At 67.3% G+C, this 13,036-nt stretch carries 10 protein-coding genes; all 10 read left to right on the top strand.

Annotated features, from left to right (window positions below; all coding sequences use genetic code 11):
* The first annotated feature begins 14 nt into the window (after window positions 1-14).
* Entirely contained in the window at window positions 15-1,640 is a 1,626-nt protein-coding gene (locus NNX35_RS10945; RefSeq protein WP_370647033.1) for a UDP-N-acetylmuramoyl-L-alanyl-D-glutamate--2,6-diaminopimelate ligase, read from the top strand.
* A 6-nt stretch (window positions 1,641-1,646) separates the two neighbouring features.
* Window positions 1,647-3,152 carry a UDP-N-acetylmuramoyl-tripeptide--D-alanyl-D-alanine ligase gene (gene murF, locus NNX35_RS10940; protein WP_255765810.1) on the top strand — a complete coding sequence of 502 codons (1,506 nt, stop codon included), beginning with the start codon at window positions 1,647-1,649 and terminating at the stop codon, window positions 3,150-3,152.
* A complete protein-coding gene (gene mraY, locus NNX35_RS10935; protein ID WP_255765811.1) occupies window positions 3,149-4,252 on the top strand; it encodes a phospho-N-acetylmuramoyl-pentapeptide-transferase in 1,104 nt (367 codons plus the stop codon). The genes murF and mraY overlap by 4 nt, the downstream gene beginning before the upstream one ends.
* The gene (murD, locus tag NNX35_RS10930; protein ID WP_255867772.1) at window positions 4,234-5,802 is read left to right on the top strand and encodes a UDP-N-acetylmuramoyl-L-alanine--D-glutamate ligase; all 1,569 of its coding nucleotides are present in this window, start codon (window positions 4,234-4,236) and stop codon (window positions 5,800-5,802) included. Before mraY ends, murD begins: the two co-directional genes overlap by 19 nt.
* 1 nt (window position 5,803) lies before the next feature.
* Window positions 5,804-7,132, top strand: coding sequence for a putative lipid II flippase FtsW (gene ftsW / locus NNX35_RS10925; RefSeq protein WP_255765813.1), 1,329 nt, complete (start codon window positions 5,804-5,806; stop codon window positions 7,130-7,132).
* The gene (murG, locus tag NNX35_RS10920) at window positions 7,129-8,238 is read left to right on the top strand and encodes an undecaprenyldiphospho-muramoylpentapeptide beta-N-acetylglucosaminyltransferase (protein ID WP_255867771.1); all 1,110 of its coding nucleotides are present in this window, start codon (window positions 7,129-7,131) and stop codon (window positions 8,236-8,238) included. The genes ftsW and murG overlap by 4 nt, the downstream gene beginning before the upstream one ends.
* Complete coding sequence (gene murC / locus NNX35_RS10915) at window positions 8,235-9,668, top strand: UDP-N-acetylmuramate--L-alanine ligase (protein WP_255867770.1); 1,434 nt, start codon at window positions 8,235-8,237, stop codon at window positions 9,666-9,668. The genes murG and murC overlap by 4 nt, the downstream gene beginning before the upstream one ends.
* The gene (locus NNX35_RS10910) at window positions 9,658-10,653 is read left to right on the top strand and encodes a cell division protein FtsQ/DivIB (protein WP_255867769.1); all 996 of its coding nucleotides are present in this window, start codon (window positions 9,658-9,660) and stop codon (window positions 10,651-10,653) included. The genes murC and NNX35_RS10910 overlap by 11 nt, the downstream gene beginning before the upstream one ends.
* 399 nt (window positions 10,654-11,052) lie before the next feature.
* Entirely contained in the window at window positions 11,053-12,252 is a 1,200-nt protein-coding gene (ftsZ, locus tag NNX35_RS10905; protein WP_227922592.1) for a cell division protein FtsZ, read from the top strand.
* 43 nt (window positions 12,253-12,295) lie between these two features.
* Entirely contained in the window at window positions 12,296-13,018 is a 723-nt protein-coding gene (locus NNX35_RS10900; RefSeq protein WP_255867768.1) for a polyphenol oxidase family protein, read from the top strand.
* Window positions 13,019-13,036 lie beyond the last annotated feature (18 nt).

The raw sequence follows: 13,036 nt of genomic DNA, 5'->3' as shown, positions 1-13,036 counted from the left end.
GCATTGAAGTGCCAATAAGTGAAAATCACCCCGCCGGATCGGGTCTCCGTCCCGATGCCGTTGATCCGGTTACCGTGCGCGCCGCCGTGCAGGCTCTGCCTGCGCAGCTGCGGGACGTTGCACCTGCCGCGGGAACGGCGGAAGCAGCCTGGGATACGGAGCTTTCGGGACTCACGATCAATTCCCGCGAGGTGCTCCCCGGTGACCTCTATGTGGGCATCGCCGGCGCCCGCCACCACGGCGCCCGATTCGCAGGCGCAGCGGAGGCGGCCGGAGCGTCGGCGGTCCTGACCGACAAGGCAGGGCTGGGGCATCTTGCCGACCTGCACATTCCGGTCTTCGTCGCCGGTGAGGTCCGCCGGCTGGTCGGGCCGCTGGCCGCCGTCGTCTTCAACAGCGTGCCTGCGGACGGACCCCGTCCCACCCTGTTCGGCATCACGGGCACCAACGGCAAAACCACCACCTCCTACTTCGTGAACTCGCTCCTGCAGGCACTCGGGCGTACCACCGGGCTGATCGGCACGATCGAGATCCTTGCCGGCGGGGAAGCCATTCCGAGCGTCCTGACCACGCCCGAATCACCGCAGGTGCACGGGCTGCTGGGCCTGATGCGCGAGCGGGGCCTGGACGCCGCCACCATGGAGGTCTCCTCCCATGCGATCACCTACCGCCGAGTTGACGGTGTCCGCTTCGACGTCGCCGGATTCACCAACCTCACCCAGGACCACCTGGACCTGCACGGCTCCATGGAGGAATACTTCGCTGCCAAGGCGGCGCTCTTCCAGCCCGACCGCGCCCGCCGGGCCGTCGTCACGGTCGATGACGAATGGGGAGTGAAAATGGCAGCCCGGGCCGGGGTGCCGGTCCTGACGCTTGCGACTGACGGCACCGGCCGCGACGCCGATTGGTTCGTTACGGACATTGAGCCCCGCGGACTCGGGCACTCCTTCAGGCTCCGTGGTCCGGAAGGGGAACAGCTGCGGGTTTCCACGGCCCTGCCCGGAACTTTCAACATCTCCAACGCCGCGCTGGCCACAGTGATGGTGCTGTCCTCCGGCGTTCCCGCAGAAACCGTGCAGGCGGCGCTGGACGCCCATGATCCGTTTACCGTCGAGGTCCCCGGACGGATGCAGCTGATCGGTGAAGAGCCGGCAGCCATCGTTGATTTTGCCCACAACCCCGATGCCCTGACCCGCACCCTTGCCTCGGTGCGGCGTCCCGACGGCGACTCGCGGGTAATCGTCGTCTTTGGTGCCACCGGCGAGAGGGACCAGACCAAGCGTCCGCTGATGGGAGCCATCGCGGCCCGCCTGGCCGACGTCGTCGTCGTCACCGACGATGACCCGCACGGCGAAGACGCCGCCGCCATCCGTGCGGACGTCCTGCGCGGTGCCGAGGGCGCACGGACCGGGGAAGACCTGGCGTGTGTCATTGAGGAGGTCGCGCCCCGTGCAGCTGCCATCGACCGTGCCGTGGAACTGGCGCGCCCGCAGGACACCGTGCTGGTGGCCGGCCGCGGCCACGAAGTGTGGCAGGAAGTCATGGGGGAGAACCTTGCCCTCGATGACCGGGTGGAACTGCGCCGGGCTTTGACAAGATACGGATTCAGTGCCCTTTCGAGCGACGGGGTAGAGTCCTAATTCGTCATGATTGAACTTAATGCAGCCGAAATAGCGGCAATTACAGGCGGCGAGCTGATCGGCCCGGCCGCACAGACGCCGGGCCTTGTCGTGACTTCCGCCACCACGGATTCGCGCGACGCCGTACAGGGCTCGCTCTTCATTGCCAAGCCCGGCGAGAACTCGGACGGCCACCTGTTCGTGGGCGCCGCTTTTGCCCGCGGCGCCATGCTGGCGCTTCTCGAGCGGCCGGTGGCCGACGACGCCGGTGCGCTCTACCCCGGCGTGCTGGTTCCCGACGCCGTCCTGGCCATGGGCACCCTGGCCGCGGAAATTGTCCGCCGGCTCCGGGCGCACGGCGAACTGACCGTCATCGGCATCACGGGATCAGCCGGCAAGACCACCACCAAGGACCTGCTGGCCGGTGTCCTGACCGAGGCCGGTCCCACCGTCGCTCCGGTAGGTTCCTACAACGGCGAAGTCGGCCTTCCGCTGACCGTGTTTACCGCCGGCTACGGCACCCGCTATCTCGTGATGGAAATGGGCGCCACCCGCATCGGCAACATCCGCTACCTGGCCGACATGGTCAAGCCGGATATCGGCGTCGTCCTCTTCGTGGGTTCCGCGCACGCCGGTGAGTTCGGCGGCGTGGACAACATCGCCGTCGCCAAGGGAGAGCTCGTCGAAGCGCTGCCCGCCGGCGGCACCGCCATCCTGAACGCCGACGACATCCGCGTCGCGGCGATGGCTGAACGCACCGACGCGCCGGTCCTCTACTTCACCTCCTCGCCGGAGGCCGCGCACGGCGCCAAGAACGCCGTCCGTGCCCTGGATGCCCGCACCGACGCCGAGGGCAGGCCCGTCTTCACGCTGCTGCTGCCCGACGGCAGCCGGCACGAAATCCGGTCCGGCCTCATCGGGGCCCACCACACGGCGAACCTGCTGGCGGCCGCTGCCGCAGCCTACGCAGCGGGTATTCCCGGCGAGCAGATTGCCGCAGGGCTTTCCGGCCGCACGGCAGCCAGCCGCTGGCGCATGGAGCGCACCGACCGCGCCGACGGCGTCACGGTGATCAACGATGCGTACAACGCAAACCCGGAATCCATGCGCGCAGCCCTGCGGACCCTGGCCGAACTCGGCCGGGAACGGCGCACCTGGGCTGTCCTGGGCGAAATGCTGGAGCTGGGCGAGGATGCCGTCACGGAACACGACGCCATCGGCCGCTACGCTGTCCGGCTCAATATTTCCAAACTTATTGTCGTGGGCACCGGTGCCCGCGCCATGCACACCGGTGCGGTCATGGAGGGTTCCTGGGGGGAGGAATCCACCTTCGTGGAAACGGCGGAGGAAGCCGAGCGCATCCTTGCCGAGTCCCTCGCGCCCGGAGACCTTGTCCTGTTCAAATCCTCCAACGGGGCGGCCCTGCGCTTCCTCGGCGATCGGATAGCCTTGACCCCTGTACCACCGTCCGCAGCAACTGATCCGGCGACTGCGCCGGCGCGCACCGAAGGGACCGGAGGAGAGAACCTGTGATCTCCCTGCTTGTAGGGTCTTCGCTGGCTCTGGTCTTCGCCTTTGCCGGAACACCCCTGTTCATCCGTTTCCTGGTGCGGAAAGGGTACGGCCAGTTCGTCCGTGACGACGGCCCCACCTCCCACCACACCAAGCGCGGCACCCCCACCATGGGCGGCGCCGTCATCGTGGCGTCAGTGGTGGCTGCGTACTTCCTTACCCACCTCATCAGCGGCATGCTGGGTTTCGGGTCCTTCAGCCCGACGGCGTCAGGACTGCTGGTCCTGCTGCTCACCGTGGGTATGGGCATGGTCGGCTTCATCGACGACTACACCAAGATCTCCAAGCAGCGCAGCCTCGGCCTGAACGCCAAGGCAAAGATCATCCTGCAGGCAGTCGTCGGCATCACCTTTGCCGTCCTGGCCCTGCAGTTCCCCAATGAGCAGGGGAGGACGCCGGCGTCTACCGCGGTCTCCTTCATCCGGGACACAAACTTCGACCTTGCCTTCGCGGGAACGGTGATCGGCGCGATCCTGTTCGTGATCTGGTCCCTGGTCATCATCACCGGCACCACCAACGGCGTGAACCTGGCCGACGGCCTCGACGGCCTGGCCGCCGGTGCGTCCGTGCTGGTGTTCGGCGCCTACTTCCTGATCGGGATCTGGCAGTACAACCAGAGCTGCGGCTCACCGGGTGCAGAAGGCGTCTGCTACGAAGTCCGCGACCCGATGGATCTGGCCCTGCTGGCCGGGGCCATGGCGGGCGCCCTCATCGGTTTCCTCTGGTGGAACACCTCGCCGGCGAAGATCTTCATGGGCGACACCGGCTCGCTGGCGATCGGCGGCGCCATTGCGGCCTTCGCCATCCTCTCGCGGACCGAGCTGCTGCTGGTGATCCTTGCCGGCCTGTTCGTGATCATCACCCTCTCCGTCATCATCCAGGTGGGCTACTTCAAGCTCAGCGGCGGCAAGCGCGTGTTCAAGATGGCTCCGCTGCAGCACCACTTCGAGCTCAAGGGCTGGGCCGAGGTCACCGTGGTGGTCCGGTTCTGGATCATCGCCGGCCTCTGCGTGGCCGTGGCGCTGGGAATCTTCTACGCCGAATGGGTGGTGGGACTGTGAGTGCTCCCCTTGCCGAACTGACCACGTGGGACGCCGACTGGAGCGGACTGCGCGTAGTCGTCACCGGTATCGGCCTTTCCGGCTTCTCCGCAGCGGACACCCTGATCGAACTCGGGGCTCGGGTTGTAGTGGTGGATGCCAGGGACACCGAGGAGAACCGCGCCAAGGCGGACACCCTTCGGATTGTCGGCGCCGCGGACATCCTGCTCGGAGCCGATGCGGTTGCCGGGCTTCCCGAGGTCGACGGCGCTGCCCCTGACCTCGTGGTGACCTCACCGGGCTTCCGCCCCACCCACCCGGTGCTGGCGGCAGCCGCCGCAGCGGACATTCCCGTCTGGGGCGACGTCGAGCTGGCCTGGCGGGTCCGTATCCGCGAAGGCCGCAAGACCGCCCAGTGGCTGGCCATCACCGGCACCAACGGCAAGACCACCACGGTCTCGATGACCGAGAGCATGCTCCGGGCCGCCGGCCTGCGCGCCATCGCGGCCGGCAATGTCGGAACCCCGATCCTGGATGCGATCCGGGATCCGGAAGGCTATGACGCCATCGCCGTGGAACTCTCCAGCTTCCAGCTGCACTGGACACACTCCATGTCCCCGCTGGCCAGCGTGTGCCTGAACATCGCCGAAGACCACGTGGACTGGCACGGCTCCTTTGAGGCCTACCGGGCCGACAAGGCCAAGATCTACGAAAACACGCAGGTCGCCTGCATCTACAACGCCGAGCAGTACGAGACCGAGCGCATGGTCGAGGAAGCCGACGTCGTGGAAGGCTGCCGCGCGGTCGGCTTCACCACCTCAGTGCCGGCGGTCAGCATGGTCGGAGTGGTTGAAGGACTGCTGGTGGACCGGGCCTTCATCGAACAGCGCAAGGACTCCGCGGCGGAGCTTGCCGCCATGGCCGACCTGGGGGAGTACGCTCCCCGGCACATGGTGGCCAATGCCCTGGCGGCTGCTGCGCTGGTGCGTGCCTTCGGCGTCGAACCCGCGGCGGTCCGGGACGGACTGCGGGCCTATGCACCGGGAGACCACCGGATCCAGCCCGTGGCCCGCCTCAATGACATCCTGTGGGTCAATGACTCCAAGGCGACCAATCCGCATGCCGCGGCGGCGTCGCTGGCTGCCTTCACCAGCGTTGTCTGGATTGCCGGCGGCCTGTCCAAGGGCGTTCACTACAACGACCTGGTTGCCGAGCACCGCGGCCGGCTCAAGGCAGTGGTCCTGATCGGAGCCGACACCGCGGACCTGCAGGCAGCCCTGGCCCAACACGCACCCGATGTGCCGGTCATCCACGCCCTTGTGGAGCAGACTGGGGAACGGCAGCAGACGGCGGCACCGGTCACCAGTGCCGAAGAGATCATGGTCAGGGCAGTCGCTGCGGCGGCTACCGTGGCCCAAGCAGGAGACACGGTGCTGATGGCGCCGGCAGCAGCTTCCATGGACCAGTTCACTTCCTATGCCCACCGCGGCGAGGCTTTCATCGAAGCCGTCGCAGGATATATGAGCGAACAGCAGGCACCGGGACAGGCACAGACTCCGAAGGAGCCCTAGATTGGTCACCACGCCCACCGGCAGCAAACGCAAACCGGTCCTGCGCCGGAATCCAGCGGCCACAGCCAATACCGGCACGGGCGCGGTGACACCGAAAACCGCACCGGGGAAGCCCCCGGCCGGGAAACGCGGCGCTGCGGACCGTCCGGCCAAACCGGCGTCGCGCGTTGAGCGCTTCCTCGTCTTCCTGGAGGGCAGCGGGCGCAGCGCCACCGGCTCCAGCTACTACACGATCCTCGGCGCCACCCTGGCCCTCACCGCCATCGGCCTGATGATGGTGCTTTCGGCGTCCTCGGTGGAATCCATTGCCGCCGCTGCCGGCAGCGATGCAGGCGCGGCGACGACGTTCGATCTGTTCCTGAAGCAGTCCATGTTCGCTGCGGCGGGCGTGGTGGCCATGCTGGGGCTCTCGCGGCTCGGGCCGCCCCACTACCGCTTCCTCTCCTGGTTCCTTTACGGCATTGCCGTCATCCTGCTGGTGCTTGTGCTGGTGATCGGCAAGGAAGTCAACGGCAACAAGAACTGGATCGAGATCGGGCCCATCACGGGTCAGCCCTCCGAAGCCGCGAAACTGGCCATGGCGATCTGGTTCGCCGCGGTCCTGTCCCGGAAGGGGCGGCTGATCAACGAATGGAAGCACGCCCTTATTCCGGTCGTGCCCGGCGGCGGGATCCTGATCCTCCTGGTCATGCTCGGAAGCGACCTCGGCACCGTGATCGTGATGGGCATGATCATGGTTGCCGCCCTGTTCTTCGCCGGTGCTCCGCTGCGCTTCCTGGGCGTCCTTGCGGCCGGAGCGGCCGTGGGAGCGGTACTCATGTCCCTGGTGAGCAGCAACCGCTCCAGCCGGATCAGCGCCTGGCTCCAGCTGGACTGCAGCACCGGCCTCTGCGACCAGGCCAACGCCGGCATGTACGCGCTGGCCTCCGGCGGCTGGCTGGGAGTGGGCATCGGCCAGAGCCGGCAGAAATGGAACTGGATCCCGGAAGCCCACAACGACTTCATCTTCGCCATTATCGGCGAGGAATTCGGCCTGCTGGGAACGCTCGTCGTGGTCAGCCTCTTTGCCGTCCTTGCCGTCGCGACGGTCCGGGTCACCATGCGCCATACCGACCCGTTCATCCGCATTGTCTGCGGTGCCATCCTGGTCTGGATCATCGGCCAGGCCTCCGTGAACATTGCGATGGTGACCGGGTTGCTTCCCGTCATCGGCGTACCGCTGCCGTTCATTTCGTATGGCGGATCCTCCCTGACCTTCACGCTCGCCGCCGTCGGCGTCCTGCTTTCCTTTGCCCGTAAAATCCCCGAAAGTGAACCAACAGCTCCATGACGCAGCCTTCCCTCTCCGTAGTCCTGGCCGGAGGCGGCACCGCCGGGCACATCAGCCCTCTCCTGGCCATCGCAGATGCCGTGACGGCACACCGCCCCGACGCCCGCATCACAGTGGTGGGGACCGCGTCCGGAATGGAAACCCGCCTGGTGCCCGCAGCGGGCTATGAGCTGGCCACCATTGACCGGGTCCCCATGCCCCGGCGGCCTTCCGCGGACCTGGCGAAACTGCCCGGCCGCCTTGTCCGTGCCGTGCGGCAGGCCGGCGAGATCCTGGACTCCGCGCAGGCCGACGTCGTTGTGGGCGTGGGCGGCTACGTTTCGACGCCGGTGTACCTAGCGGCACGCCGCCGATCGCTTCCCGTGATCGTGCACGAGGCCAACGCGCGTCCCGGGCTGGCCAACCGCGTGGGTGCGCGCTTCGCGGCCGTGACGGGCGTGGCCTTCGAATCCACCAGCCTGCCCCGGGCCACGTGGGTCGGTATGCCGATGCGCCGGGAAATCTCCGGACTGGACCGCCATGCCGCCCGGACTGCCGCACGGTCCGCCCTGGGGCTGGAGCAGGACCGCCCCACGCTGGTGGTGACCGGAGGCTCTTCGGGTGCCGCAAGCATCAACCGGGCCGTGGAACATGCCCTTCCGGCATTGGCTGCGGCCGGCATCCAGACCCTGCACATCACCGGCCGCGGAAAGTCCCTGGTGGACGCCGACGGAAAACCGATCGCCGCCCGCGGCTACACGCAGGTGGAGTACGTCGACGGCATGGAGCAGGCCTACGCCGCTGCGGACCTGCTGCTGGCCCGCTCCGGGGCAGGAACCGTCTGCGAAATCAGCGCAGTGGGGCTGCCTGCCGTCCTGGTTCCGCTGCCGCACGGCAACGGCGAACAGGCGCTTAACGCCGAAGCCCTCGTGGCTGCCGGCGGAGCGCTTACGGTTGCCGACGCCCTCTTCACAGCCGAGTGGATTTCCGACAGGCTGATACCTTTGCTGGCCGATCCGGCGGCGTTGGAAGCCATGGCCAAGGCATCGTCGGCGTTGGGCATCCGTGACGCGGACCAGCGGATGGCTGCATTCATCCTCGAAGCAAGCGATAGGGCAAAGGCATGAACCGGCTGAACCCGACAGACCTGGGGAAAGTACACTTCATCGGCCTCGGCGGTGCCGGCATGTCGGCCGTTGCCCGGGTACTCCTGGCCCAGGGCATTGAAGTCTCCGGCTCCGATGCCAAGGACTCGCCGGGACTGCGGGCCCTTGAAGCGCTCGGGGCCGAGGTGTTTGTGGGGCACGACGCCGGACACGTTGCCGGCGTCGACACGGTAGTCGTGTCAACGGCCATCCGCGAGCAGAATCCGGAACTTGCGGCGGCGCGTTCCCGCGGGCTGCGGATCATCCACCGCTCAGTGGCGCTCTCCGCGGCCATGGGCGAGCAGGACCTCATCGCGGTGGCCGGCACCCACGGCAAAACCACCACCACGGCCATGGTGACCGTGATGCTGCGGGAGGCCGGACTGGATCCTTCCTTCGCCATCGGCGGCGACGTTGCGGCCCTTGGCGTCAATGCCGCCCACGGGGCGGGACGGGTCTTCGTGGCCGAAGCCGATGAGTCGGACGGTTCCTTCCTCAACTACAACCCGCGGATCAGCGTGGTCACCAATGTCGAGGCCGACCACCTGGACCATTACGGCACGGAGGAAGCGGTCTTCGCCTCCTTCGACGCCTTCACGGCGCTGCTGCCGGCGGAGGGGCTCCTTGTCGCCTGCGCGGACGACGCCGGTGCCGTAGCCCTCGTTGAACGCTGCCCGGGCGTCCGGGTAGCCACCTACGGCTACGCCGCCGGTGCGGACGTGCGGGTTACGGACACCCGTCCCGCCGGCGCCGGCTCGGCCAGCACCCTGCAGTACACCGTGGACGGCCGCGACGGCGAGGTGCAGCTTGTCCTGCAGGTTCCGGGCGCGCACAACATCCTGAACGCGGCTGCCGCCTTTGCCGTCGGGCTGGAACTGGGCGTTGATCCCCGGACGGCCGCAGCGGGGCTCGCTACGTTCTCCGGCGCCGCCCGGCGGTTCGAATCCCGCGGCAGTGCACGCGGCGTGCAGGTGTTCGACGATTATGCCCACCATCCCACCGAAGTCGACGCCGCCCTGAAGGCGGCCCGCACAGTGGCCGGAGGGCATCGGGTGCATGTGTTGTTCCAGCCGCACCTGTTCAGCCGCACCCGCAACTTTGCGGCCGAGTTTGCAGCAGCCCTGGACCTGGCCGATACCGCCACCGTCCTGGACATCTATCCGGCACGGGAAGATCCGATTGAAGGCGTCACCAGTGAGCTGATCACCTCCCGACTGCACGTGCCCGGCGGCTATGCCGATAGTCCGGAACGCGCGGTGGCCCAGGTCGCAGACAGCGCCGACGAGGGAGACATCATCCTGACCGTCGGTGCCGGTGACGTCACCGCGCTCGGATCCGAACTGGTTGCCCGCCTGGCCGCCGTTCCGGCCCGTTCGGCCGCCGCAGCGGGGAAAGCCGCCAATGGCCGCTAGGAAGCGCTCCGGGAGCGACGACGAGACCATTACGGCCACACGTGCCCTCGATCCGGAAGACCAGGTGGCAGCAGACAGACCCGCCGCCGGTTCCACCGCTGTCCGGCCTGCTGCCGGTGCCGCCAAGCCCAAGCCGGCGGGGAAGGGGAAATCCGCCGGGAAGCCTGCGGGCGCTCCGGCGGACAAGGCCCCGCGCCGCTTTGCGGGAAGCCGGCGCTCCGCCGCAAAGTCCCCGGTGCCTGGCGCCAACAGCGCAGGCACCGACGGAACGGTCCTGGCATTTCCGGAACCGCCCGGCAAGCGGCGGCGCCGGGCAGCATGGATCACGGTCGGCTCAGCGGTGTCCGTCACCGCACTGTTCTTTGCCCTGCTGTTCTTCTCACCGATGCTCGCCCTGCAGACCGTAGTGGTAGAGGGCACCACGCTGCTGCCCCGTGAACAGGCCGAAGCGGCGCTGGAACCGTTGAAGGGGCAGACCCTGCCCACCATTTCCGTCGCCGACGTGGAAGGGCTGCTGAAAGACCGCCCCGAAATCGAAAAGATCGAGGTCGCAGCACAGCCACCGTCCACCCTGGTGGTTACTGTCACCGAACGCATTCCCGTAGCCGTCCTGCAGGACGGTGACACGCATGTCCTCATCGACGAAGAGGGCCGCCGGCTGGCAATAGCAGCTGACCGGGCAGCGGTCGCCCTTCCGCTTATCGCCGGCGGAAGCGAAGCCATCCATGCGAGTGTTTTCCCCAGCATCACGGCAGTACTGGCGACGCTTCCGCCGGAGGTGCTTGGCCGGCTGGAGAACGCCTCCGCCCAGACGCTGGATTCGGTCGAACTGAAGCTTAAGAGCGGGCAGACAGTATTCTGGGGGAGTGCCGATGCCAACGAGGCAAAGGCACGGGTGCTTGAGGCGCTCCTGAAGATGGAGCCGTCCGATCCGCCGGTGCAGGTTTACGACGTCAGTACCCCCGACCGTCCGGTGACACGTTGACCGGCGCGGAGGACGGCTGGAAACCAGGCGCCGGACCGGAGCCCTCGGAGGGGATCCGCAGGGGAACGGAGCAGGTAGCGTTCCGCGGCCGTGATGAAAGAATCCTCCGACACGCGGGGGCGGTATTTGCGGAAGCGGCGCTGGCCCCATAGCGTCTCAAGTAATGGATTACTTGACATAACTATAACCCTCAAGTTGAGGGTTAGGGTTGTGTAGGTTCAAGGTTTTCGGCCGGGCGTCCAGTGGAGATCTCCGGGATTCCGCTGGAAACCACGGGGGCGTCGGCGGCCGGGAACCGGTTTGTACGCAGGCCGGTTCAGTAGGACACATGCAGCTGCAGAACGAACGCAGCTGCGAAAAACATAAAAGTTGCAGAGATTCGAACAAGGGACACAGGACGTGGCAGCACCGCAGAATTACTTGGCCGTCATCAAGGTCGTCGGCATCGGCGGCGGTGGCGTGAACGCCGTAAACCGGATGATCGATGTTGGCCTCCGCGGCGTGGAGTTCATCGCCATCAACACCGATGCACAGGCACTGCTGATGAGCGACGCAGACGTCAAGCTCGACGTCGGCCGCGAACTCACGCGTGGCCTGGGCGCCGGCGCTGATCCCGAGGTCGGCCGCAAGGCCGCCGAGGACCACGCCGAGGAGATCGAGGAAGTCCTCCGCGGAGCGGACATGGTCTTCGTGACCGCAGGCGAAGGTGGCGGAACCGGTACCGGCGGCGCTCCCGTCGTCGCCCGGATCGCCCGTTCGCTCGGCGCCCTGACCATCGGCGTGGTTACCCGTCCCTTCACCTTCGAAGGCCGGCGCCGCTCCAACCAGGCCGAATCCGGTATCGATACGCTGCGCGACGAAGTCGACACGCTGATCGTCATCCCGAATGACCGGCTGCTGTCCATCAGCGACCGCAACGTCTCCATGCTGGATGCCTTCCGTTCCGCGGACCAGGTCCTGCTCTCCGGCGTTCAGGGCATTACCGACCTGATCACCACCCCGGGCCTGATCAACCTCGACTTCGCGGACGTGAAATCGGTGATGCAGGGTGCAGGTTCGGCCCTCATGGGCATCGGTTCGGCCCGCGGCGAGGACCGTGCAGTCAAGGCTGCCGAGCTGGCAATAGCTTCTCCTCTGCTCGAAGCTTCGATCGACGGCGCCCACGGCGTGCTGCTCTCCATTCAGGGCGGTTCCGATCTCGGCCTGTTCGAGATCAACGAGGCAGCGCGCCTGGTCCAGGAAGTTGCCCACCCCGAAGCCAACATCATCTTCGGTGCCGTCATTGACGACGCCCTGGGCGACGAAGCGCGGGTTACCGTTATCGCGGCAGGCTTCGACCAGGTGGATGTCACCTCGCAGCCGGCGCAGCACAACAAGCCGGCCGAGCCGGCCACGCCGCCTGCCTCGGCAGCGGCTGCAGGCGGCTTCGGGGCTGCCGCTCCGGCTTCCGCAGGCCTGTCGGCCTGGTCCCAGCGGTCGCACCAGCACAGCGATGTCCCGGCCGACGCCGGCTTCGACATCGATCTTCCGGCAGTCGTGGAGTCCGATCTCTCCACCGGCCGTCCGGATGACCTGGACGTACCGGACTTCCTGAAGTAGGAAGACCGGCAGAGCAAGAGCAGCAGAGCAAGAACAGCTGAGCATGACAGCGGGGTTGTCCCGGATGTTTTGGTGGCACCGCCAGGTTGGCGACAACCTGTGGGCGGGATTCACCAACGCTTCCGCGGGCAACCTCGCTTTGCATGTGGGGGATGACCCGGATGCGGTCCGCAGGCGGCGTGCGGAACTCGAGTCCGCGATGGGCGTCCGCCCCGGCTCGCTGCGTTTTATGAACCAGGTCCATTCCGCACTGGTGGCAGAAGCAACCGGCCCCGGCTCCGGTGCTCCCACGGCGGACGGCCTGGTCAGTGCCGACGGCGCAGACCCGCTGGCGGTGATGGTGGCCGACTGCGTGCCGGTCCTGCTGGCCGGTGCCGGCCCGGACGGGAGGCCGGTTACCGCCGCCGTGCATGCCGGCCGCCGCGGCCTGCTGGATAACATCCTGCCCGTCGCCGTCGACCGGATGCGTTCCGCCGGTGGAACCGGGCTCCGTGCCTGGATAGGTCCCTGCGTCTGCGGGCACTGCTACGAGGTTCCGGCAGCCATGCGGGACGAATCGGTTGCCCTGCTGCCGGCTACTGCCGCAGTAACCCGCAGCGGGACCCCGGCGCTTGATCTTCCCGCGGGAGCCCAGGCGCAGCTCATGGCCCTGGGGGTATCAGTAGAACGGGTCGAGGGCTGCACCTTGGAGAACGACGAGCTGTTTTCCCACCGCCGGAACCCCGCCACCGGACGGTTCGCCGGCGTGATCTGGCAGCGTTCCTGAACCTCCACCGGCGCATCG

The organism is Arthrobacter sp. zg-Y844 (assembly GCF_024385465.1).
Taxonomy (GTDB): Bacteria; Actinomycetota; Actinomycetes; order Actinomycetales; family Micrococcaceae; genus Arthrobacter_B.
The sequence above is the reverse complement of the archived record's forward strand: the minus strand, read 5'-3'. Positions and strand labels throughout refer to the sequence as shown.

Bases quoted from the DNA above. Each gene is read 5' to 3' on its own strand.
- murF (WP_255765810.1), top strand. From the start codon at position 1,647: ATGATTGAACTTAATGCAGCCGAAATAGCGGCAATTACAGGCGGCGAG.
- murD (WP_255867772.1), top strand. From the start codon at position 4,234: ATGGGTGGTGGGACTGTGAGTGCTCCCCTTGCCGAACTGACCACGTGG.
- murG (WP_255867771.1), top strand. From the start codon at position 7,129: ATGACGCAGCCTTCCCTCTCCGTAGTCCTGGCCGGAGGCGGCACCGCC.
- murC (WP_255867770.1), top strand. From the start codon at position 8,235: ATGAACCGGCTGAACCCGACAGACCTGGGGAAAGTACACTTCATCGGC.
- NNX35_RS10910 (WP_255867769.1), top strand. From the start codon at position 9,658: ATGGCCGCTAGGAAGCGCTCCGGGAGCGACGACGAGACCATTACGGCC.
- NNX35_RS10900 (WP_255867768.1), top strand. From the start codon at position 12,296: ATGACAGCGGGGTTGTCCCGGATGTTTTGGTGGCACCGCCAGGTTGGC.